This is a genomic window from Mycobacteroides sp. PCS013, from assembly GCF_049532645.1.
GTDB lineage: Bacteria > Actinomycetota > Actinomycetes > Mycobacteriales > Mycobacteriaceae > Mycobacterium > Mycobacterium gwanakae.
Genome location: NZ_CP150131.1, coordinates 3,518,911 through 3,541,561, shown reverse-complemented (window position 1 = coordinate 3,541,561; position 22,651 = coordinate 3,518,911). Strand labels below are relative to the sequence as shown.

At 64.5% G+C, this 22,651-nt stretch carries 23 protein-coding genes; 10 read left to right on the top strand and 13 right to left on the bottom strand.

Annotated elements, in window-relative coordinates:
- Positions 1–2: 2 nt before the first annotated feature.
- The 3 genes from RHO23_RS17705 to dtd are packed head-to-tail and all read left to right on the top strand — an operon-like array spanning position 3 to position 2,900.
- Positions 3–1,166, top strand: coding sequence for a sulfotransferase family protein (locus tag RHO23_RS17705; RefSeq protein ID WP_057964333.1), 1,164 nt, complete (start codon positions 3–5; stop codon positions 1,164–1,166).
- Complete coding sequence (locus RHO23_RS17700) at positions 1,163–2,467, top strand: FAD/NAD(P)-binding protein (RefSeq protein ID WP_078353956.1); 1,305 nt, start codon at positions 1,163–1,165, stop codon at positions 2,465–2,467. The genes RHO23_RS17705 and RHO23_RS17700 overlap by 4 nt, the downstream gene beginning before the upstream one ends.
- Position 2,468: 1 nt before the next feature.
- Positions 2,469–2,900, top strand: coding sequence for a D-aminoacyl-tRNA deacylase (gene dtd / locus RHO23_RS17695; protein WP_078353957.1), 432 nt, complete (start codon positions 2,469–2,471; stop codon positions 2,898–2,900).
- A gap of 1 nt (position 2,901) precedes the next feature.
- On the opposite strand, the gene RHO23_RS17690 is transcribed toward dtd, so the two are convergent.
- The gene (locus RHO23_RS17690; RefSeq protein ID WP_078353958.1) at positions 2,902–3,333 is read right to left on the bottom strand and encodes a hypothetical protein; all 432 of its coding nucleotides are present in this window, start codon (positions 3,331–3,333) and stop codon (positions 2,902–2,904) included.
- A 52-nt stretch (positions 3,334–3,385) separates the two neighbouring features.
- A complete protein-coding gene (locus RHO23_RS17685) occupies positions 3,386–4,585 on the bottom strand; it encodes a Rieske 2Fe-2S domain-containing protein (RefSeq protein ID WP_070915682.1) in 1,200 nt (399 codons plus the stop codon).
- A 140-nt stretch (positions 4,586–4,725) separates the two neighbouring features.
- Here RHO23_RS17685 and RHO23_RS17680 point away from each other — a divergent pair, with 140 nt between their 5' ends.
- Complete coding sequence (locus RHO23_RS17680) at positions 4,726–5,247, top strand: gamma carbonic anhydrase family protein (RefSeq protein WP_064409687.1); 522 nt, start codon at positions 4,726–4,728, stop codon at positions 5,245–5,247.
- A gap of 3 nt (positions 5,248–5,250) precedes the next feature.
- On the opposite strand, the gene RHO23_RS17675 is transcribed toward RHO23_RS17680, so the two are convergent.
- On the bottom strand, positions 5,251–5,721 hold the full coding sequence (locus RHO23_RS17675; RefSeq protein ID WP_078353959.1) for a nitroreductase family deazaflavin-dependent oxidoreductase: 471 nt from the start codon (positions 5,719–5,721) through the stop codon (positions 5,251–5,253).
- A 123-nt stretch (positions 5,722–5,844) separates the two neighbouring features.
- On the opposite strand from RHO23_RS17675, the gene RHO23_RS17670 reads away from it, so the two are divergent.
- Entirely contained in the window at positions 5,845–7,191 is a 1,347-nt protein-coding gene (locus tag RHO23_RS17670; protein ID WP_030096315.1) for an FAD-dependent oxidoreductase, read from the top strand.
- A gap of 61 nt (positions 7,192–7,252) precedes the next feature.
- Here the strand turns inward: RHO23_RS17670 and RHO23_RS17665 are convergent, their stop codons facing one another.
- The 4 genes from RHO23_RS17665 to RHO23_RS17650 are packed head-to-tail and all read right to left on the bottom strand — an operon-like array spanning position 7,253 to position 10,906.
- The gene (locus RHO23_RS17665) at positions 7,253–7,654 is read right to left on the bottom strand and encodes a nuclear transport factor 2 family protein (RefSeq protein WP_057964338.1); all 402 of its coding nucleotides are present in this window, start codon (positions 7,652–7,654) and stop codon (positions 7,253–7,255) included.
- Positions 7,651–8,847, bottom strand: a complete 1,197-nt coding sequence (locus RHO23_RS17660; RefSeq protein ID WP_101312035.1) for a thiolase domain-containing protein — start codon at positions 8,845–8,847, stop codon at positions 7,651–7,653. Before RHO23_RS17660 ends, RHO23_RS17665 begins: the two co-directional genes overlap by 4 nt.
- Positions 8,848–8,849: 2 nt before the next feature.
- Entirely contained in the window at positions 8,850–9,917 is a 1,068-nt protein-coding gene (locus RHO23_RS17655; RefSeq protein WP_057968121.1) for a thiolase domain-containing protein, read from the bottom strand.
- A complete protein-coding gene (locus RHO23_RS17650; protein ID WP_423488103.1) occupies positions 9,917–10,906 on the bottom strand; it encodes a Zn-ribbon domain-containing OB-fold protein in 990 nt (329 codons plus the stop codon). Before RHO23_RS17650 ends, RHO23_RS17655 begins: the two co-directional genes overlap by 1 nt.
- Positions 10,907–10,983: 77 nt before the next feature.
- Between RHO23_RS17650 and RHO23_RS17645 the strand changes: the two genes are divergently transcribed.
- On the top strand, positions 10,984–12,015 hold the full coding sequence (locus tag RHO23_RS17645; RefSeq protein ID WP_046256042.1) for an LLM class F420-dependent oxidoreductase: 1,032 nt from the start codon (positions 10,984–10,986) through the stop codon (positions 12,013–12,015).
- Here RHO23_RS17645 and RHO23_RS17640 read toward each other — a convergent pair.
- Positions 12,012–12,641, bottom strand: coding sequence for an LON peptidase substrate-binding domain-containing protein (locus tag RHO23_RS17640; RefSeq protein ID WP_078353962.1), 630 nt, complete (start codon positions 12,639–12,641; stop codon positions 12,012–12,014). The two genes, RHO23_RS17645 and RHO23_RS17640, sit on opposite strands and share 4 nt — an antisense overlap.
- Before the next feature lie 15 nt (positions 12,642–12,656).
- Complete coding sequence (locus RHO23_RS17635) at positions 12,657–13,466, bottom strand: crotonase/enoyl-CoA hydratase family protein (protein WP_423488102.1); 810 nt, start codon at positions 13,464–13,466, stop codon at positions 12,657–12,659.
- 53 nt (positions 13,467–13,519) lie between these two features.
- On the opposite strand from RHO23_RS17635, the gene RHO23_RS17630 reads away from it, so the two are divergent.
- The gene (locus RHO23_RS17630; RefSeq protein ID WP_070915681.1) at positions 13,520–15,172 is read left to right on the top strand and encodes an acyl-CoA synthetase; all 1,653 of its coding nucleotides are present in this window, start codon (positions 13,520–13,522) and stop codon (positions 15,170–15,172) included.
- Positions 15,173–15,175: 3 nt separating this feature from the next.
- Positions 15,176–16,291: an NAD(P)H-dependent flavin oxidoreductase gene (locus tag RHO23_RS17625; protein WP_064409682.1), complete on the top strand. Its 1,116-nt coding sequence runs from the start codon at positions 15,176–15,178 to the stop codon at positions 16,289–16,291.
- An 84-nt stretch (positions 16,292–16,375) separates the two neighbouring features.
- On the opposite strand, the gene RHO23_RS17620 is transcribed toward RHO23_RS17625, so the two are convergent.
- From RHO23_RS17620 to RHO23_RS17605, 4 genes are all read right to left on the bottom strand, one after another.
- Positions 16,376–17,233 carry a DUF559 domain-containing protein gene (locus RHO23_RS17620; RefSeq protein WP_423488101.1) on the bottom strand — a complete coding sequence of 286 codons (858 nt, stop codon included), beginning with the start codon at positions 17,231–17,233 and terminating at the stop codon, positions 16,376–16,378.
- A gap of 93 nt (positions 17,234–17,326) precedes the next feature.
- Positions 17,327–18,832, bottom strand: a complete 1,506-nt coding sequence (locus tag RHO23_RS17615; RefSeq protein WP_423488100.1) for a long-chain-fatty-acid--CoA ligase — start codon at positions 18,830–18,832, stop codon at positions 17,327–17,329.
- Positions 18,833–18,841: 9 nt separating this feature from the next.
- Entirely contained in the window at positions 18,842–19,963 is a 1,122-nt protein-coding gene (locus RHO23_RS17610) for an acyl-CoA dehydrogenase family protein (RefSeq protein ID WP_070921005.1), read from the bottom strand.
- A 16-nt stretch (positions 19,964–19,979) separates the two neighbouring features.
- Positions 19,980–21,158, bottom strand: a complete 1,179-nt coding sequence (locus tag RHO23_RS17605) for an acyl-CoA dehydrogenase family protein (RefSeq protein WP_057968116.1) — start codon at positions 21,156–21,158, stop codon at positions 19,980–19,982.
- A 228-nt stretch (positions 21,159–21,386) separates the two neighbouring features.
- Here RHO23_RS17605 and RHO23_RS17600 point away from each other — a divergent pair, with 228 nt between their 5' ends.
- Complete coding sequence (locus tag RHO23_RS17600) at positions 21,387–21,578, top strand: ferredoxin (RefSeq protein WP_030096329.1); 192 nt, start codon at positions 21,387–21,389, stop codon at positions 21,576–21,578.
- Positions 21,579–21,674: 96 nt separating this feature from the next.
- A complete protein-coding gene (locus RHO23_RS17595; RefSeq protein ID WP_030096330.1) occupies positions 21,675–22,580 on the top strand; it encodes a 3-oxoacyl-ACP reductase in 906 nt (301 codons plus the stop codon).
- The last annotated feature ends 71 nt before the right edge of the window (positions 22,581–22,651 follow it).

Here is a 22,651-nt window from a genome sequence, read left to right as displayed (position 1 = left end):
ACATGAGTCTTGAATCAAACACCGAGCGCACCAGTGTCGGCACCGTCGACGATTTGCACGAGTCGGCTACCCGGCTGATCGGACTGGACGACTTCGGGGACGGGTCCGTCGACAACTACCGTGAAGCGCTCGGGGTGCTGCTCGACTCCTATCACAGCGAAGCCGGGCTGACCCCGTTGGGCTCCAAGATGTCTCGGGTGTTCTTGCGTGGTGCGTTGGGTGCGCGGTTACTCAGCGAAGCTGCCTTCAAGGCGCACCCCGACCATGCGCAGGTCGCCATCGATCGGCCCATCTTTGTCACCGGACTACCGCGCACGGGCACCACCGCGCTGCACCGCCTCCTGAACGCCGATCCGATGCATCAGGGGCTGGAGATGTGGCTGGCCGACTTCCCGCAGCCTCGACCGGCGCGCGATACCTGGGATTCCAATCCTGTGTACCAACAGCTGGAGGCGCAGTTCTCCAAGCATCACGTGGAGAACCCGGAATTCATGGGCCTGCATTACATGTCGGCCACCGAGGTCGAGGAATGCTGGCAGCTTCTGCGGCAGTCGGTGCACTCGGTTTCGTATGAGTGTCTTGCGCACGTGCCCTCCTACGCGCAGTGGTTGTCGCAGCAGGATTGGACCCCGGCCTATCGCCGTTATAAGGCCAACTTGCAGTTGATCGGCCTCAATGACATCGAAAAGCGTTGGGTGCTCAAGAATCCGAGTCATCTTTTCGCCCTTGATGCGCTCATGGAGGTGTACCCGGATGCCTTGGTCATCCAGACGCACCGCCCCGCCGAGACCATCATTGCCTCGGTCTGCTCGCTCAACGAGCATGCGACGGCAGGCTGGTCGCAGACCTTTGTCGGTGCCACCCTCGGCGCCGATCAGCTGGATACCTGGGCCCGGGGCCTGGAGTCGTTCAAGTCCGCGCGCACCAAGTACGACGAGGCGCAGTTCTGCGATGTCGACTACTTCGACTTCATCTCCGATCCGATCGGCACCGTTGAATCCATCTACCGGCACTTTGGATTGGAGCTGTCGGCGTCCGCTCTGGTGGAGATGCAGAAGATGAACGACGAGAGTCAAAAGGGCCCGCGTGCACCCAAGCATGTCTACTCGCTTGCCGACTATGGGCTGAGTAAGGAAGCGGTGATGGAGCGCTTCGCGGGGCTGTGATCCGTATCGCCGTAGTGGGCGCTGGCGCGGCGGGAACGCTTGTCGCCCTGCATCTACTGCGGCGCGATGTCCTCGGGGCGCTTCATCTGACGGTGATCGATCCCGATAGGAGGACCGGGCCGGGAGTGCCCTACCGCACCACGGATCCGCGTCACCTTCTCAATGTTCCGGCGGGCAAGCTCAGTGTCGATGCTGCCGAGCCGGCAGATTTTGTGGCCTGGCTTGCTGAAAACGGCGTACCAGGGGTGAGCTCTGAGGATTTCGTTCCGCGAGAGCTGTTCGGACGTTACCTCTCCAGTGCCTTCGAAGGAGCACGCGGTGATCGCGTGACCCGGGTCCATCACCGCGCCGTCGCGGTGGCTCGGCACACCGGCGGGCTCTCGGTTGCTTTGTGCAATGGCGCCGAGGTGCACGCCGACACCGTGGTGCTGGCGGCCGGGCCGAATACCCCCGGAACCTCCTGGGCGCCAGACTGGTTGCGGCGCAGTGCGCTCTTTGTGAGTGATCCCTGGCGCGCAGGCGTGCTCGACAACCTTCCCGAGGACGGCGATCTGCTTCTGGTCGGAACCGGTCTGACGATGGCCGACCTGGCCTGCACGCTGCGACGGCCGGGCCGAATCCTGCATGCGATCTCCCGTGGTGGGCTGCTCCCGCGAGCACATCGACTGGATCCACACCCTCCGGCGCGGGCTCCAGCGTTCGTTATAGAGCGCGGTGACGTCCTGGAGCAGGCCGTGCGTTATGTCCGGGACGTGATATCCGAGGACGGCGACATGTGTGCGGCCGTGGATGCGCTGCGCCCCCACGCCGGTGCGTTGTGGGCGGGTATGAGTATGGGTGAACGCGAGTGTTTCCTGCGAAAATATCGCAGGCTGTGGGACATTCACCGCCATCGGATGGCGCCGCGCACTGCTGCTCAGATCGACGGGGATATCGCAGACGGTGCGTTGCGTGTTCATCGTGCGGAACTGCAGGACGTTGTCGCGTCGGGTTCCGGGGTCGCCGTGACGTTGTCGACAGGGCAGGTTCTCCACGCGCGTGCGGTGATCAATTGCACCGGGCCGCAATACGATCTCACCGCCGGTGCCGATCGGTTGTGGAGCCAACTCCTTGTCGACGGCCTGGCGCGACCCGGCCCACTGAACCTCGGGTTGGATACCGATACCGATGGAAGGCTGCTGCCTGGGGTGGTGCCGATGTGGGCAATAGGGCCACTGCGGCGTGGAAATCTCTGGGAAACAACGGCATTCGTGGAGATTCGAGCACAGGCGGAAAAACTGGCAGCGCTGATAGGGTCGTAGCGTGCGTGTTCTGGTGCAGCGGGTCACTTCGGCGACAGTGTCCGTCGAGGGGGAGGTGGTCGGTGCGATCCGCCCCGAAGGCCAGGGGTTATTGGCCCTGGTGGGTGTTACCCATGACGATGATGCCCAAACGGCCGCGCAACTCGCGGAAAAACTGTGGCGACTACGCATCCTCGATGAGGAGAAGTCGGCCGCCGAGGTCGGTGCCCCCGTACTGGTGGTCAGTCAGTTCACGCTGTATGCCAACACGAAGAAGGGGCGTCGTCCCGCATGGAATGCCGCGGCGCCGGGAAGTGTCGCCGAACCCATCGTCGCGGTATTCGCGGACGCACTGCGCAATCTCGGCGCACAGGTGGAAGCCGGGATTTTCGGGGCGCACATGCAGGTTGAACTGATCAACGACGGCCCGGTGACCGTGCTGCTGGAGCTCTAGCTCAGCCGTCCCCGGGTGGGGGCGCCGTGCAGATCGGGTCGAGACACCCCTCGGCGACGGCATGCGCGATGCTGTCGGACAGTCGCGGACACCCGCGCACCCGCGCGGTGTTCGTGCCTTCCTCGCGCATCTGTGCGAAGTAGGCACAGCGTCCGGCTGCTTCGGTATTCCATTGCACCGCGGTGTGATTGACGCCCAGCTTCTTGACCATTACCGAGCCGTGGCAGAACCGGCAGTCGACCTCCTGCAGACCGGAGGTCAGATACCGTTGCTTGTCGCTCTCGGTCGCCTCATGCAGAAGCGCGGCCTGCTCCGGGTTGTGTTCGAACGCGGGAGCCTTCGACCAATGGCCGTTCGGCCTGCCCGTCGGGGCATGGTCATGATCGTCGTGGGCGCCATGTAAAGCCAGCATCGACTGAGCCAGCTCCTCCACGCTCGGAGGGCTGGTGTTGGCCTCAGTCGATGCTGAAACTTCGGTCATGGCACTAGCTTTGCGTCGCCTCGGCGGGAGCTTCGGCCTCGGCTTGAGCTTCTGCGGAAGCCTTTTCGTCCGCTTGCCGCTTCAGGTTCTCGTCGACCTCACCATGCCAGAACTCATTGGCCTTGCTGGTATCGATCTCAAGCTCGAAGCGGTCCGTCATCTCCGCCGTGACGTCGGCCTTGTTGACGTAGAACTGCGAGTACCACCGGCGCATCTGGTAGACGGCGCCGTCCTCCTCGACCAGCAGCGGGTTGTCGATGCGGGTCTTGTTCTTCCAGATCTCTACGTCCTGCAGGAAGCCTTGTCCCACACCCTTGGTCATGGCGCGCGAGAGTTTGCCGGTCATCTTCTCGTCCATGCCCTCGGGCTTCTGCACGATGACGCCGTACTGCAGCACGAAGGAATTCTGGTCGATCGGGTAGTGGCAGTTGATCAGGATCGACTCGGCCTTGTAGCCGCCATAGTTGTTGTGCAGCCAGTTGATCATGAAGGAAGGCCCGAAGTACGAGGCTTCCGAATCGAGGATCTGCTCGCCGGTGTACTGCGAGGAACCACCGAGCTGCACATCGGGACGGCCGACGGTGCGCAGGTACTGCGAGGCGATGTGCCCCTCGAAGACATTCTTGAAGAACGTCGGGAATCCGAAGTGGATGTAGTAGAAGTGCGCCATATCGGTGACGTTGTCCACGATTTCACGGCAATTGGAACCTTCGATGACGATGGTGTTCCAGTCCCAGGTGGTCCAGCCGTCGTCGGCGAACTCCGGGACTTCCGGAATCTCCACATCATCCGTCGGGCCGTTGCCCTCGGCGTCATGCCAGACGAAGAGGAGACCGCTCTTAACGTCGGTAGTCCAGCTGCGGGTGCGGGCCAGCTTGGGGGTGCGCTTGGCGTAGGGCACCAGCTTGCACTTGCCGTCGCCGCCCCAGCGCCAGTCGTGGAACGGGCAGGCGACGTTGTCGCCCTTGATGCTGCCCTGGGAGAGGTCGCCGCCCATGTGACGGCAGTATCCGTCGAGGACCTTGATATCGCCCTGAGTGTCGGCGAATACGACCAGCTTGGTGCCGAACGCGTCGATGGCGTGCGGCTCTCCGTCCCTGAACGATTCTGCGACGCCCAGGCAGTGCCAACCACGGGCATAGCGCGTGGGAAGCTCGCCAACGTCGATCTCGCGAACGCCGATTCCTGCGGTATCTGTGCTCATGGCGGGGCTGCCTCCAGTGTTTCGATGCTGGTCGCTGTGGCGACCATCTTCAACTAGAACATGTTACAGTTTTGGCCCCCCGGGGCGCAAGAAATGTGCCTGCCACAAGCGCAAATAAGGCCCTTGGCTAGGGTCTGCGCATGCCTTTGTACTCACTCGACGGAAAAAGCCCGAGCGTCCACCCTGAGGCGTTCGTCGCGCCGACCGCCTGTCTCATCGGAGATGTCACGGTGGAAGCCGGCGCTTCGATCTGGTTCAACACGGTCATCCGCGCCGATTACGCGCCGATTGTGATCCGGGCGGGCGCCAACATCCAGGACGGGTCGGTGCTGCACAGCGACCCGGGGATGCCGGTCGATATCGGTGAGGGAGCCACGGTGGCGCACATGTGCCTGGTGCACAGCTGCACCGTGGGTGACGGCGCCCTGATCGGAAATCACGCGACAGTGCTCGACGGCGCCTCGATCGGCTCGCGCAGCATGGTGGCCGCGGGTTCGTTGGTACTCGGCGGCAGTCAAATCCCCGAGGACGTGCTGGTGATGGGCTCACCCGCCAAGGTCAAGGGGCCCGTCGCGGGCACCCCCGCGGAGTTCCTCACCAAGGGCGTTCCCGCCGCCTACCAGGCGCTGGGGAAGCGCTACCTGGAAGGTTTGGACACGTAACCGCTATGGCCTGCTCAGCTGCAGGCAGTCGGGCACGTTGAATATCCGCTGCATTCGCAGTTCCTTGGCGGGCAGCTGGGTACGCACTTCGGCGGTGCGGACCACGCGTGGGTTGGTAAGGCGCAGAGTTTCCCCGGCCCGGATCATTTCGGCCCCGCCCTGTGCGATGACATTGCGAACCCAGTCGGCGTTCGCGCCGTACGGCAAGAGGATGAGCACGGTGTTCTCGTGTGTGTCGAAGGCCTCGACGGGGGTCTCGTAGGCACGTCCGCTGTTCCTGCCGGTGTGATGGATGACCGCTGTTGATGTGGATGCGGTACCGGCGGTTGTCATCACTCTGGGGTTGGTCACGGCGCGATTGAACCGTCGGACCGCGTTGAGTATCGCGGGGATCTGCATCCGGATGCCGACTACGAGCAGTGTGAATAGGGCGAGCGGAACCGCGGCGACGATGAGGATGAGCGCGATGAGCACGCGTTCAGGCTACTGAGATGCGATCGGGAGTGTGACCAGGATCTCTGGACGTGCGTCCCACTTTCTTCGGAATTCTTTTTAGGCTTGCCTTACCTAATCGATGTCCGAATCAAAGGGGATGGCATGAGGAAGATCCGAGTCGCGGTTATCGGCGCAGGTCCGGCCGGTATCTACGCCGCCGACATCCTCACCAAGGAGTACGAGCAGGCGCAGGTCGATGTGTTCGATCGACTGCCCGCGCCCTATGGTTTGGTGCGTTACGGCGTGGCTCCCGATCATCCCCGCATCAAGGAGATCATCAAGGCGCTGCGCCGGGTGCTCTCGCGCGACGAGATTCGGTTCATCGGCAATGTCCACTACGGCACCGACATCAAGCTCTCGGATCTGCGGCGCTTCTACGACGCGGTGATCTTCTCGACCGGCGCGCGCGCCGACCGTGATCTCGACATCCCCGGTATCGACCTTCCGGAAAGCTATGGTGCCGCCGACTTCGTCTCCTGGTACGACGGTCACCCCGATGTACCGCGGGACTGGCCGCTGACGGCCAAGAGCGTCGCGGTGCTGGGAGCCGGGAATGTGGCCCTGGATATCGCGCGCATGCTGGCCAAGCCTGCCGACGAACAGCTCAGCACCGAGATCCCCGACAACGTCTATCAGGGCCTGGCGCTCAACCAGGCCACCGACGTACACGTCTTCGCGCGGCGCGGTCCGGCGCAGATCAAGTTCAGCCCCATGGAGTTTCGCGAGCTGTCCCACTCGCCGAGTGTGGATGTCATCGTGCACCCAGAGGGATTTGAGATCGACGAGGGCAGTCAGCAGGCCATCAATTCCAGTAAGGCCACCAAGCTCGTCGTCGACACCATGATGAAGTACCTGGACACCGAGCCCACCGGCGCGCCGCATCGCATCCACATCCACCTGTGCCAGTCGCCGGCGGCCGTGCTGGGGATCGATCGGGTCGAAGCCCTGCGCACCGAGCGCACCGAACTCATCGGCGACGGAACTGTCAGGGGAACAGGCGAATACACCGACTGGCCGGTGCAGGCGGTCTACCGCGCGGTCGGCTACATCTCCTCGCACCTGGCGGACCTGCCGTTCGACCACCACGCCGGGGTTGTCCCGCACGACGCCGGGCGGGTGCTCGATATCGACGGAATCCCGGTCGAATCGACCTACGTCACGGGCTGGGTCAAGCGCGGGCCCGTGGGATTGATCGGACACACCAAATCCGATGCAGCCGAGACGATTTCCAGCCTGCTTGCAGACCTCCCGGGTATTCAACCCGCCGAAATCTCCGACCCCGATGCGGTTTTCGCGCATCTACGGGGAAGCGGGATTGACTACACCACGTGGGAGGAGTGGGAACGGCTCGATGCTCACGAGGTAGCCCTCGGCGAGGAGCAGGGCCGCGAACGCATCAAAGTGGTACCGCGCGAGGAGATGATCAGCGCCGGTCGCCAGGCCTCTTAGCGCGAAGACATAAAGGCCCCCGTCGCTGCGAGCGCGGGGGTCTTTATGTGGTTCGGCGGAGTCAGACCTTCTTGGCGGTCCCCGCCACCTTGTCGAACTCCCAGTACGCACGCAACACGACGAGCTTGCCCTCGTCATTGGCCTCGTAGGTGAACACACCCTCGGCCGTCATCTGGTAACCGTTCATCGTGGTGACGATCCGGCCCACGTTGGCCTGATGTGTGCCGCAGTCGTAGGTGGCGTCGAAGATGAAATCCAGGTTCTCGGTGGGCGCAATGATGTTGTCCCAGAAAGCCGCAATGGCCTGCTTGCCGCGATGCCCCTTGCCCTCGGGATCGAACGGCGACGGACCCACCGGATCCTGCACTACGCCGTCGTCGGCGAAGTTATCGACCCAGGCCTGCTTGTCGCGGGCTTCGACGGCTGCGCGGGAACGCTTGCCCGCTTCATCTGCGAGGCTCATGCCTTACTCCCATTCCCTGCGGGCTTTTCGCTTCCCACGACCCACATCGAGTAGTACTGCGAACCGCCGCCATACGCGTGGCCCAGCGCCTTCTTGGCGTCCGGTACCTGATGATCGCCGGCCTTACCCATCACCTGGATGGCGGCCTCCGCGAACCGGATGAGGCCCGAGGCCCCAATCGGATTCGAGGAGAGCACGCCGCCGGAGGCGTTGACGGGGATCCGGCCACCAATGGCGGTCTCGCCGGCCTGTGTCAGTTTCCAGCCCTCACCCTCGGCCGCGAATCCCAGGTTCTCCAGCCACATCGGCTCGAACCACGAGAACGGCACGTAGATCTCTGCGGCGTCGATTTCGTCGATCGGGCTGGTGATTCCCGCGTCACGCCACAATGCCGCCGCGGCGTCGCGTCCTGCCTGCGGATTCACCCGGTCGCGCCCGGTGTAGTCGAGCGGCTCGGTGCGCAGCGCGGTGGCATGCACCCACGCGACCGTATGGCCGTCGGCGATACGGCGATCGGCGGTTTCTTCGTCTCCCACCACGATTGCGCATGCGCCGTCCGAGGACGGGCAGGTCTCGTCGAAGCGGATCGGGTCCCACAACATCGGAGAGGCCATCACCTTCTCGACGGTGATATCCGGCTGGTGAAGGTGCGCCAGTGGGTTCTTCGCCGCGTTGAGCCGGTCCTTGACCGCGACGATCGCTCCGGTGTCCAGCGGAGCCTTGGAGCGTTCGATGTATGCGCGCACATGTGGGGCGAAGTAGCCGCCCGCACCCGCGCCCACGGGCACCGAGAAGGGCACCGGAATCGACAACGCCCACATGGCATTCGACTCCGATTGCTTCTCCCAGGCCAGTGCCAGCACACGGCGGTACTTGCCCGACTGCACCAGGCTGGCCGCGACCACGCCGGTGGAGCCGCCGACCGAACCGGCGGTGTGTACCCGGATCATGGGCTTTCCGGTCGCGCCGATCGCGTCCGCCATGAAGAGCTCGGGCATCATGACGCCCTCGAAGAAGTCGGGGGCCTTACCCACGACGACGGCGTCGATATCGTCCCAGCCGACACCCGCATCGGTCATTGCCCGGTCAATCGCTTCGCGGACAAGGCCATTCATGGAGACGTCCTGGCGCTTGGCCACGTACTTGGTCTGCCCGGTGCCGATCACAGCAGCGAGGTTTTTTGATGCACCCACGATTACTTACCCTCCAGCACCGCGACGAGGTTCTGCTGAAGTACGGGCCCGCTGGTCGCGTGGGCCAGCACCCTTCCTGCCGAACCATTCCAGATATGTTGTGCGGCAAAGCCGATCCGCTCCAGCCCGGCCGAGAACATTGGGTTGGCCACCAGGGTGCCGCCCGAAGGGTTGACGGTCGTGGAGTCCTTGAGGCCAATGGCTTCGGCGAGGATCAGTTGCTGATGGCTGAACGGTGCGTACAACTCGGCCACCTCGATGGAGCCGGGGTCGCCGCCGGTCGCGGCGGCCGCGGAGGCAGCCGTGGACGGCGAAGTGGTCAGATCTCGGGCACCGAGTATCGGCGTCTCGATCCGATGTTCGAATCCGGTAATCCACGCCGGGTTTTCGCGTAGCTCGCGGGCGCGGTCACCAGAGGCCAGCACCATGATCGAGGCGCCATCGGATATCGGGGCGATGTCGTGCTTGTGCAGGGGATCGGCGAAGTACTCGCGCGCCAGCAGCTCGTCGACGCTCGAGGCCGGGGCCTCGGAATCCACGCGCTGGGCGCGGCCGAGGGCGTCGAGGGCAACCTGTGCCATCTGCTCCTTGGTCCACTTCCCCGAATCCAGGCCGACCCGCGCCTGCAGCGCCGCCAACGACACCGAATCGGGCCATAGCGGGGCGACGGTATATGGATCGGTCTGCAGGGCAAGGGCTCTGCGTAGGGTGCCGGCGGAGGACTTCCCGAATCCGTAGACGAGTGCGGTCTCCACCTGCCCGGTGAGGATCTTTATGTAGGCCTCGTACAGCGCCCACGCCGCGTCCATCTCCACATGAGACTCGTTGATGGGCGGCACCGCACCGATCGAGTCGATCGCCGAGATGAACGAGAAGGCACGACCGGCCAGGTAATCGGATGATCCCGAGCACCAGAAGCCGATATCGGACTTGGTGATTCCGAGGTCGGCGTAGATCTCCCGGAAACAGGGCACCAGCATCTCGACACCGTTGGTGGTGCCCTCGGTGCTGCGTACGTGAGGGGAGTGGGCGAAGCCCACAACTGCTACTGCGGGGGCAGCGGAACTCATCAGATCCGGTCCTTGTAGGTCTCGTAGTCGGCGTCGGGTTCACCGGTGGGGCGGAAGTACTGGATGTTGTCGATCCCGTATCCCCACTCCTCCTTGGGCTTCCACACGGCCTCGACTCGCATACCCATGCGGACATCCGCCGGATCGATGTCGTAGACGAGGTGCAGGAACGGAATATCGGCACCGTCGAGCAACACATATGCGGCCACATACGGCGGCTTGATGCGCTGCCCGGGGAAGGGGATGTTGATGATCGCGAAGGTGGTGACGACGCCCTTGTCGGCCACTTCCACCAGGTCCGAGGTGGGCTCACCGGTCAGCGGATCGGCCCCACGCGCCGGGAAGTACACGCGTCCACCGGCGCCGGTGCGGCCGCCGAGCAGCTTGCCCTCGGCCAGCGCGCGCAGGTAGGCGCTCTCCTCCGGTGAGGTGATGTGCTGAACTTCCAGCCGGATGGGGGTGACCTGCATGGTCACCGGCTCCTGATCCGGTGCGGGCGCGGGCACGTCGGCCGGACGGTCTCCGAGTGCGAAGTAGGCGATGTCGGTGATCGCGCCGACGGTCTCATCGGCCCATACCGCGTGGACGCGGGCACCGGTCTCGATACCGGCAGAGCCCGCATCCCCTGCGTCGACGGCGTGCAGCAGCGCGGTGTCGGCACCGTCGAGCTTGATGAGTGCCCAGGCGAACGGTTTGGCCAGCGGTTGGCCCTCGAGCGGCTCGGGCTGCCAGGACCACGACTGGACCGTGCCGACACTCGATACGGGCACCACCTCGGTCAGGGGTGCGTAGGTCACCGGGTCGTACTCGGCCGCCGGTACGTGAACCCGGCCGTCGCTGCCGCGGGTGCCGACGATCTGCCGATCGCGCAGGGCGGTGAAGAACTGGGAGAGGGTCGGTCCCACCGAACGGGTGTAATCAAAAGACAGTTCGAGGGGTGCCGTCAGGAGGGGCAATTGCCCGGTTGTGCTGCTTTGGCTGACTGTCACACCTCCGAGTAGAACAAGTTCTAGTTTTTTTCGCAAGGGTGGTGGTCGCGGCATATCCCGCCGGTTACAGTCGGGCCATGAAATTCGGATTGCAGCTGGGGTACTGGTCGGCCTCCCCGCCGGAGAACGCGCCGGAACTGGTGGCCGCCGCCGAGGAGGGCGGATTCGACGCCGTCTTCACGGCCGAGGCCTGGGGTTCCGACGCGTACACCCCGTTGGCCTGGTGGGGGTCGGACACCAGCCGAATCAGGTTGGGTACCTCGGTGATTCAGCTCTCGGCGCGAACACCCACGGCCTGTGCCATGGCAGCCCTGACGCTGGATCATCTCTCCGGTGGCCGCCATATCCTGGGGCTGGGCGTGTCCGGGCCGCAGGTGGTGGAGGGCTGGTACGGACAACCATTCCCCAAGCCTCTGGCCCGCACTCGCGAGTACATCGACATCATCAGGCAGGTATTGGCTCGCGAGGCGCCCGTACGCAGCGACGGCCCGCACTATCCGCTGCCGTTGACCGGGGACAAGGCCACCGGGCTGGGCAAGCCGCTCAAGCCGATCGTGCACCCGCTGCGTGCCGATATCCCCATCTTCCTCGGGGCCGAGGGCCCTAAGAATGTGGCGCTCACCGCTGAGATCGCCGACGGCTGGCTGCCCATGTTCTATGCGCCGCGGCTCGCCGACATGTACAACGAATGGCTCGACGAGGGCTTCTCGCGTCCCGGCGCCCGGCGCAGCCGCAAGGACTTCGAGATCGCCGCCACCGCGCAGGTGATCGTCACCGACGACCGCCGCTCGGTGCTCGACCAGCTGAAGCCGTTCTCCGCCTTGTATATCGGGGGCATGGGCGCAGTCGAACTCAACTTCCACGCCGAGGTGTATCGGCGCATGGGCTACGGCGAGGTGGTTGATGAGGTCACCGAGCTGTTCCGCACCAACCGCAAAGACAAGGCGGCCGAAGTGATTCCGGATGAGTTGGTGCTCGACACCACCATCGTCGGAACCGAGGCAGAGGTACGTGAGCAGATCAAGACCTGGGAGGCCGCGGGGGTCACCATGCTGGTGGTCGGTTGCCGCAGTGTCGCGCACGTCAAACAGCTGGCGGCGCTGACCTAAACCTCGCGGAAGTCGAGCATCGCGGTGACGGTGTCGACGGCCTCATTCAGTGCGTGAAACCGCGTCTCCAACGTCGGTGCTGCCAGCACGGCGTGCCGATCGGCCTGACCCATCGGTACTCGAGATGCCAACGCGTACAGCCGCTTCTCGGCGCCGCTGGGTAGCCCGGTGGCGATGGACCACCGGCGGGGCAGGCGCACCTGTTGTGCGGTCGCGACCCGGCGCAGCAGGTTCTCGATACGTGCCTGCACCTCGTTGAGAGCGCTCAACGGCAGCACCCGCTCATCGAGTTCATCGGGCCACGGTTCGGTCTCGGCACGCGGATACGGATCGTCGTCGAGCCACCGGTTGATGCGGATTCGATGTGCGCCCTCACAACGCAACGCGAAGCGCTCCGCGCCGAGGGACTCGCAGTCCAGGACGCGGACCGCGGTGCCGACGTCGTGGCGGACGTCTCCGCCACCCACCTCTCTGCCGCGGGCGATCAGAACGGTGCCGAAGGTACGGTCGGCGGCCATCACGTCCCGGACCAGGGCGACGTAGCGCGGCTCGAAGATGCGCAGCGGCAGGGGCTCACCCGGCAGCAGTACCGACTGCAGCGGGAACATGGGCGTCACGCCGCCCACACTATGTGGGCCGGTCTAGGTACCGGTGAAGTTGGGGGCGCGCTTCTCGGCGAAGGCGCGGGGGCCTTCCTTGGCGTCGTTACTGGTGAAGACCCCGATGCCGACCTTGGTGTCAGCCTTGAAGGCCTCGTTCTCGTGCAGGCCCTCAGAATCGCGGATGGTCTTGAGGACCGCCTGCACCGCCAGGGGTCCGTTCGCGGCGATCATGTTCGCGAGCTCCAGGGCCTTGTCCAGTGCCTGGCCGTCGGGTACGACGTGGCCGATGAGCCCGATTTCCTTGGCCTCCGGGGCCTTGAGGTGCCGGCCGGTGAGCAGGATGTCGCAGGCGACCGTGTACGGGATCTGGCGGGGGAGGCGCACGGCCGACCCGCCCATCGGGTACAGGCTCCACTTCACCTCGGAGACACCGAATTTGGCGCTCTCACCCGCGACGCGGATATCGGTGGCCTGCAGGATTTCGGTGCCGCCGGCGATCGCGGGGCCCTCGACGGCTGCGACCAGCGGCTTGGTCAGGCGCCGGCCCTTGAGCAGACCGGGGATGACGGACGGGTCGTAGCTGCCGTCGGAGAACTGGTCGCCCGGGGCGCGCTTGTTCATGGCCTTGAGGTCCGCTCCGGCGCAGAAGTACCCGCCTGCGCCGGTCAGGATGCAGACGCGAACGTCGGGATCGTTGTCGACGCGGTCCCAGGCCTGCGTCATGATTTCCAGCATTTCCCCGGACAGGGCGTTGCGTGCGTGCGGACGATTCATCGTCACGATGAGGACGTGATCGCGGAGTTCCACCAGGGCGTGCGGGGCGTCCTGTTCGGTCACTGTGTCCGTCATGAGGCTCCTTCATTGGGCCGGGGCTTGTCTAAAAATGTAACACGTTCTAATTTATGGACATGGCCCTTAACATTGCCGACCTCATTGAGCATGCAATCGACACTATGCCCGATCGTGTTGCCATCATTTCCGGTGACCGAAAGCTGACGTACGCAGAGCTTGAGGAGCAGTCCAACCGGCTGGGGCACTATCTGCAGAGCCAGGGCGTTGGCCCCGGCGACAAGGTCGGCCTGTACTGCCGCAACGGCATCGAGATCGTCGTGGCGCTGACGGCCATCGTCAAGATCCGCGCGATCTCGGTCAACGTGAATTACCGGTACGTCGAGGCCGAGCTGCACTACCTGTTCGAGAACTCCGATATGGCGGCCCTGGTGCATGAGCGCCGGTATGCGGACAAGGTTGCGAACGTCCTGCCGAGCACCCCGAACGTCAAGACCGCGATTGTTGTCGAGGACGGAACCGACCTCGACTACTCGCCGTACGGCGGCGTCGCGTTCGCAGATGCGCTGGCGCAGGGATCCCCGGAACGTGATTTCGCCGAGCGCAGCCCCGACGACATCTTCCTGATCTACACCGGCGGCACCACCGGCTTCCCAAAGGGTGTGATGTGGCGGCACGAGGACATCTACCGCTCGCTGTTCGGCGGGATCAACTACGTCACCGGCGAGTACATCGAGGGTGAGTGGGACCTGGCCAAGCAGGGAGCCGAGGCCGCTCCATTCATCGGTTTCCCGATCCCACCGATGATCCACGGCGCCACCCAGGCCGCGACCTTCATGGCCCTGTTCCAGGGGCGCACCACGGTGCTCGCGCCCGAGTTCAACCCCGAAGAGGTGTGGGAACTCATCGAGAAGCACAAGATCAACATGCTGTTCTTCGCCGGCGACGCGATCGGGCGACCGCTGATCGACGCGTTGGATACCGAGGTGGGCCGCGCCCGCGATCTGTCCTCGCTGTGGGTGTTGGCCAGCAGTGCCGCACTGTTCTCGCAGACGGTCAAGGAGCGGTACCTGGAACTGCTGCCCAACCGGGTGATCACCGATGCGATCGGCGCCTCCGAGACCGGTACCGGCGGGTTGTCCACCGTTACCAAGGGGCAGATGCATCCGGGTGGCCCAACCGTGAAGATCAGTTCCACCACAACGGTTCTCGACGAGGAAGGCACTCCGATCCAGCCCGGTTCCGGGGTGCGGGGTCTCATCGCCAAGAGTGGGCACATCCCGGTCGGATACTTCAAGGACGAGAAGAAGACTGCCGAGACGTTCAAGACGTTCAACGGTGTGCGGTACGCGATCCCTGGTGACTGGGCGACCGTCGAAGCGGACGGCACCGTCACCATGCTGGGCCGCGGATCGGTGTCGATCAATACCGGCGGCGAGAAGGTGTTCCCTGAGGAAGTCGAGAGCGTCCTGAAGGGCCACCCCGCCGTGTTCGACGCGGTTGTCGTCGGTGTGCCCGACGAGAAGTGGGGTCAGCATGTGGGTGCTGTCGTCGCGGTGCGTCCCGGCGTGGAGCTCACTTTCGAAGACCTGGACACCCATGCGCGCAAGGAGATTGCCGGATACAAGGTGCCGCGCAGCGTCTGGATTGTGGACACCGTCAAGCGAAATCCTGCGGGCAAGGCCGACTACCGCTGGGCCAAAGAGGTCTCGGAAACCGAGAAGGTGGACCTCGTGAACACCAAGCACGTCAACACGGGAGCCTGAGCCATGCATACCGACCTTTGTGAGCGGTTCGGAATCCGTTATCCGATATTCGGTTTCACGCCGTCGGAGAAGGTCGCCGCAGCCATCACCCGCGCGGGCGGGATGGGTGTGCTGGGGTGTGTCCGCTTCAACGATCCCGATGAGTTGGACGCCGTTCTGAATTGGATGGATGAGAACACCGACGGCAAGCCCTACGGTGTCGACATCGTAATGCCGGCCAAGGTGCCCACCGAGGGCACCGCGGTGGATATCGACAAACTGATTCCGCAGGGGCACAAAGACTTCGTCGAGAAGACTCTTGCCGACCTGGGCGTGCCCCCACTGCCGGGCGAACGTGAGTCGGCGGGGGTGCTGGGCTGGCTGCATTCGGTGGCCCGCTCACATGTGGAGGTCGCGCTCAAGCATCCGATCAAGCTGATCGCCAATGCGCTCGGCTCCCCGCCCAAGGATGTGATCGACCAGGCGCACGAGCACGGCGTGCCGGTCGCCGCGCTGGCGGGTAAGGCCGAACACGCCAAACGGCATGTCGAGAACGGTGTCGATATCGTTGTGGCCCAAGGCTATGAGGCCGGTGGACATACCGGCGATGTGGCATCCATGGTGCTCTGGCCCGAGATCGTGGATGCCCTCGACGGCAGCGCCCCGGTGCTGGCGGCCGGCGGTATCGGTAGCGGCAGACAAGCCGCGGCAGCCCTGGCGCTCGGTGCCTCGGGTGTGTGGACCGGCTCTATCTGGCTGACCGCCGCCGAGTATGACCTTGGAACCGTCACCGCTGGTGGCGATTCCGTGGTGCAGCAGGCACTGTTGAAGGCGACCTCCAGCGACACCGTGCGCACCCGTATCTACACCGGAAAGCCCGCGCGACTGCTGAAGACCAAGTGGACTCAGGCCTGGGATGCCGAGGGTGCGCCCACGCCGCTGCCGATGCCGCTACAGAACATTCTGGTCAGCGGGGCACACGAGCGGATGAATCGTGCGCATGACCCGGAGACTGTCTGCTTCCCCGCGGGGCAGATCGTCGGGCGGATGAACGAGATTCGGCCTACCGCCGAGATCGTGGCCGACCTGGTGGCCGGTTTCGAGAGCACTGTCGACAAGCTGAACAAGATCCGCGGCTAGGCTCTACTCGCCGCCCTCCTAGTCGCCGAGTGTGCGGATAGTGTCGAATATCGGCGAGATTTCGACCGGATCCGCACACTCGACTTACGCGGCCAGTGCAGTGAATGCTTCAGCGACCCTGGAGACGATCGTTCCCGCACGATGGCGCACCATGTCGGAGCTCACGCGAACGATGCGCCATCCTTCGTCCGCCAGTTCCTTGGCGCGATCGATATCGCGGGAGCGTTGACCCGCGTCCGTCCAATGCTGGGCGCCATCGAACTCGATACCCACTTTATGGTCCTTCCACCCCATGTCGAGGCGCGCGACGAAGTCGCCGAACCGGTTACGTACAACGAGTTGAGTCTGTGGAGCTGCGAAGCCTGCCCGCACCACGATGAGTCTGGTGCGTGTCTCCCAAGGTGACTCGGCGCCGCCGTCGACCAGGTCGAGGACATGCGCGAGCCTTGTCAGGCCTCTGGCACCTCGGTGATGTGCCACCACGGTTTCGATATCGGCGACGGATGTTCCGGTGACATTCATCAAGGCGTCGAGACGTTCCACCGCCATGTCGATCGCGTTGCGTCGTCCGATGTCGAACGCGGTGCGTGCGGGTGTGGTTACGGGTAGTCCGTCGATGACCGTCTGCTCGTCGCGGAGCAGACGGTCGCTCCATACCGAGATCCCCCGCGGAGCACGACGATTGGTGTGGATGAGTTCGACGGGATCGTTCTGCGGCAGCCACTTTGTGCCATGGACGGCCGCCGCGGATGTACCGGCGAGCACGCCATGGCGCCTCGACCATAGCCATGCCGCTTCGGCTCGCTTGCGCGGTGTGACTTCGGCGCCCGCAGGCACATATATGGCGGGGTACAGCGCGGTGAATCCGCGGAGGGCGTACTCAGTGACCAGGTGATTCGCGAGCGCCTCATCCCTGATGAACGGCCACGGTACGTCCCCCATGATGGCAGCCTTGCACCGACCACCGACAGTCTCTCGAGTGTGCGGATAGTGTCGAATATCGGCGAGATTTCGACCGGATCCGCACACTGGGCGTCAGTGCTGAATGTAGATGCTCCCGGAGAGCCGCCACAGCGGGTCGCTGGTTTCCAACGCCTCGGCCGACAGCTGCCGCTTGATCACCTTGAATGTCGCGGTACGCGGGAGATCGGTGCTTATGCGGACGAATGACGGCCACTGTTTGGGTCCGAGATCCTCTTGCGCGGAGAGGAACTCGCCCAGCTTCGATGCCTCGAACCCGTTGCGTACGATCAGGGCCGCCATGACACGATCTCCGACGGTGGGATCCGGAATGCCATAGATGGCAACCTCGGTGATATCCGGATGGCGCAGCAGCACGCGCTCGATGGGGGCGGTACCCAGGTTCTCGCCGTCGACCCGCAGCCAATCGCCCAGGCGTCCGGCGAAGTATACGAACCCGTTTTCGTCGGCATAGGCGAGGTCGCCGCTGCGATACTTACCCTCGACCATGCGCTCGGCATCGGCCTCTGTGTTCTTGTAGTAGCCGGTGAATCGTCCGGGGCCGGTCACATTCACCAGCTCGCCGGTGGCCTCCTCGGCGTTGACCACCTTGCCGCTCTGGTCGAAAACCGCAGGGGGGCAAGGCTGTCCGGTCTGAACATTCAGAATCTGAACCTCGGGGGTCAAGGGGCCTATCGCACCGGGCGGCGTCCCAGGCGCCCAGCCCAGCGCCACCCCGCCCTCGGTCGACCCGAACCCATCCACCACAAAGGCGCCGAATCGCTTGGCGAATCGGTCGGTATCGCCGGCAGCCGCCTCGTTGCCGTACATGAACTTCAACGGGTTCTCGGCGTCATCGGGCCGTTCCGGTGTCGCCAGCACATACGACATCGGCTTACCGACGTAGTTGGCATACGTTGCCCCGTATGTGCGGATGTCGTCGAGGAAGCCCGAGGCGGAGAACCTGCGGCGCAACGCAATCGATGCACCGGCAGCGACGGCCACCGACCAGCCCGCGAGCACCGCATTGGAATGGAACATCGGCATCGAGAGATAACAGACATCTGCGGGACCGAGACCAAAGCGCGAGGACAGCATGACCCCCGCCGAGGCCACCTTGGTATGGGTGATCTGGACGGCCTTGGGGTCTCCGCTGGTGCCCGAGGTGAAGATGAGCATGAACAGTTCATCCGGTCGCACATCGGCGACCTCGATCAGCGGATGTTGTGGGTCGACAACGGTTTCGGACTCGTCCGTGATGATGAATTGGCAGTCGGCGAGCTCGACATCACGCTGCAAAGCTGATCCGCGCCGTGTTGAATTCAAACCCACCAGCACCAGGCCACCTAGTGCGGCCGCGGAAAGGAGTCGCGCGAACCCGGGGGTGTTCTCCAGGATCACACCGACATGCGGCGGCTTCGACGGGTCCAAGCGTGCGCGCAATACCGATGCCAGGCGGCGGCTTTCGGCCACATGCTCACGCCACGACGTGAACGAACCCTCGAAATGCAGCCCTCGGTCCTCAACATCGGCCAGGTTCGCCAGCAGCTGCGTGACCGTTGTGCTCTCCGCCGTGCTCACAACCAGATACTAGGCAGGTGTATCGGCGAGTTCGCGGCCGATGCGGCGCAGTTGCTCCGTCGCGCTGCCCGAGGCGAACTCGCCGCGCTTGGCGGCCAGGAAGTAGCGGTGCACCGGATGGTCCTCGTCGATACCCACGCCGCCGTGCACGTGGACTGCGGTGTGTGCGACGCGGTGGCCGGCATCGGAGGCCCAGAACTTGGCCGTGGCGACGTCGACGAGAGCGGGGTGGGGGTCCCTCCCGCTTGCGGGGGCATCTTCGGAGACCCGCCATGCTGCCTGCCACAGGGTGAGGCGCAGACCCTTGACGTCGATGTAGCCGTCGGCCAGCCGCTGAGCCACCGCCTGGAAGCCACCGATCGGCTTGCCGAACTGCTCGCGGGTGCGCGCGTAGTCGGCGGTCAGCTCCAGCGCCCGCTCCAGAACGCCGAGTTGATAGGCGCTGTGCCCCAGAGATTCCCGCAGCCGCAGCCACTCCAGGACCTCGACGCCGCCGACCTTGCGGTCAGCAGGAACGGGAACCTCGGAGAGAATCAGCTCAGCGGAGCTGTCTTTGCCGGTGGTGTGCAATGTTTCTTGAGTGACGCCGGCATCGTCGGCAGCCACGAGAAAGACCGCGACACCGTTTTCGGTCTCGGCGGGTACCAGGTACGCATCGGCCTCGACGCCGAACGGCACCAGCACGCGATTGCCGGTCAGCACGTGACCGGCGCCTTCGGCCCGGGCAGCGACGGGCCCCTCGCCCGGTTCGCCGTCGAGCGCGATGGTCAGCACCTTCTTACCGGCGACGGCCGGTGCGGCCCAATCGTTCTGCAGTGCTTCGGAACCGAACGCGGCGAGCGCTCCAGCCGCCAGCACCACCGACTCCAGGTACGGAACCGCGGCGAGTTCGCGGCCCAGTTCGACGAGAATCGACGACTGCTCCAGCACGCCGAATCCGCCGCCACCCAACGATTCGGGAGCCGCGGTCGAGAGGATGTCGGCCTCGACGAGCTTGGTCCACAGCTGCCAGTCGAATCGGCTGTCCTGCTTGTCGAGCTCCTTCTGGCGCTCCGGAGTGCTGATCGCCGACGCGATGGTACGGGTCAGGCCGGCAAGGTCGGTCTGTGCCTCGGTCAGGGAGAAATCCATTGCAGTGCAGTCCCTTCTAGCGTGTCGCCGCAGGCTGGCCGAGTGCAGTCATCGCGATGATGTCGCGCTGAACCTCGTTGGTGCCGCCGCCGAATGTGAGGATCAAGCAGGCCCGGTGCATCCGCTCGACGCGTCCGCGTAGCTGCGCACCGGGGGAGTCCTGACGCAGTGTCGCCGCCGTCCCGAGTACCTCCATGAGAAGTCGGTAGGCCTCGGTGGCCAACTCGGTGCCGAAGACCTTCGTGGCGGAGGCATCGGCGGGGGAGGGAGCGGCATCGGTGGCGGAGGCCAGCTCCCAGTTGATCAGCTTGAGGTATTCGACCTTGGCATGCACGCGCGCCAGGTTCAGCTGAACCCATTCGGCGTCGATGATCCGGCCGCCGGGGCCCTTGGTGTTCTGTGCCCACTCGCGTACCTCGCGCAGTGCGGTGATGATCGGCGCCGAGGAGACCAGGGCCACCCGCTCGTGATTGAGCTGGTTGGTCACCAGCTTCCAGCCCGCGTTCTCCTCACCGACGCGGCTCGTCACCGGGACACGCACATCCTGGTAGTAGGTAGCGCTCGTGCCGGGCCCGGCCATGGTGCGGACCTTGGTGTACGAGAAGCCCTCCGCGGTGGTGGGCACGATGAGCATGGAGATACCGCGATGCTTCTTTACTTCTGTGTTGGTGCGCACCGCCAGCCAGATGTAGTCGGCGTACTCGATGAGGCTGGTCCACATCTTCTGGCCGTTGATGATGTAGTCATCGCCGTCGCGAACAGCCGAGGTGCGCAGTGAGGCGAGGTCGGTGCCGGCGCCAGGCTCGGAGTATCCGATGGAGAAGTGCAGCTTGCCCGCCGCGATCTTCGGCAGGAAGAACTTCTTCTGCTCGTCGGTGCCGAAGTGCATGATCGTCGGCGCGACGCTGTTGATGGTCAGGAACGGTACGGGGGCGCCGGCGATTGCGGCCTCGTCGGTGAAGATCAGCTGATCCATCACCGAGCGGTCCTGGCCGCCGAATTCCTTGGGCCAGCCCAGAGCGAGCCAGCCGTCGGCACCCATCTGTTCCACGGTCTCGCGGTAGACGTTGCCGCTGCCGTACTCACCCTGATTGGACGCCAAGGCCTCGCGCCGCTCCGGGGTCAGCAGTTTGTCGAAGTACGCGCGTAGCTCGCGGCGCAGCTCTTCCTGCTCGGGCGTGTAGGCGATATGCATGTGTGACCTCCGCTGCCGTGGCCCTCAGGTGTGACCCACGTTGACACAAGAGTTGTAACACGTTCTAGTCTAGGGAGTCCAGACGCGGCGCCACGGCACAAACTGAGCCCAGAGATCCTGGAGTTACCCGGGTTGTGTCGTGGGTCACGTGTCGTAGTCTGGCGATACAGCCCAAATAGACGATGACGTCGGCTCGCCGAGTCATTTAGCGCCGGAAAGAGGTTTCCAATGCGTGTCGGTGTAATTCCTGACCGTTGTGAAGGCAACTTGGTGTGTCTCGGGATCGCTCCAGAGGTGTTCGACGTCGATGACGACGACTATGTCGTCATCTTGCAGGAGGAAGTACCGGCCGATCAGGAAGATCTGGTCGAACAGGCGATCGCGGAGTGTCCGCGCGCCGCTTTGATTCGCAAAGACTAGAGGCATTCGTAAATCGCCCGGCCTGCTTCGCCTTCGGCGAAGCGGTGCCGGCGTGATCGGGGTGCGTCGAATGCATGGGACTGAAGGGAAAACACTATGAGCGCGATTGCTGATGCTGACCTGAGTGGCCGCGTCGCCATTGTCACCGGAGCTGCGGCGGGGCTCGGCCGCGCCGAGGCCATCGGCCTGGCCCGGTCCGGAGCGACGGTCATCGTCAACGACATCGCGCCCGCCCTGGAGGGCAGCGATGTGCTCGACGAGATCGCCGCGGTGGGCTCCAAGGGTGTGACCGTCGCCGGTGACATCGGTGAGCGCTCTACCGCCGACGAGCTGATCTCCACCGCCGAATCGCTCGGTGGGCTGCACGCCGTGGTCAACAACGCCGGCATCACGCGGGACCGGATGCTCTTCAACATGTCGGACGAGGAGTTCGACGCCGTCATCCACGTGCACCTGCGCGGCCACTTCCTGCTGACCCGCAACGCCGCCACCTACTGGCGCGGTGCGTCGAAGGCGGCTGGTGCCCCCATCTACGGCCGCCTTATCAATACCTCGTCTGAGGCCGGTCTCCTCGGGCCGGAGGGGCAGGCCAACTACGGCGCTGCCAAGGCCGGTATCACGGCGCTGACGCTGTCGGCCGCGCGCGCCCTCGGTCGCTACGGAGTGCGGGCCAACGCCATCGCCCCACGCGCCCGTACCGCGATGACTGCCGATGTCTTTGGCGACGCGCCCGAGGACTCGATCGATCCGCTGTCTCCCGAGCATGTCGTGACATTGGTGCGGTACCTGGCCTCGCCCGCCGCCGAGCAGGTGAACGGTCAGCTCTTCATCGTGTACGGACCCACCGTGACGTTGTTGGCAGCGCCTACAGTGGAGGCGAAGTTCACTGCGGAGTCGGATGCGTGGGATCCGTCAGCACTGAATTCGGCGCTGGCCGATTTCTTTGCTGGACATGACCCCAAGCGAACGTTCTCGGCGACCGCGCTGATGTCTGAAGGTTAACGAGCGTTACGGTACGGGGCGCGGCCAAGATTAGAACCGGTTCTAAATATCGCATCAAAATCCCAGCGCAA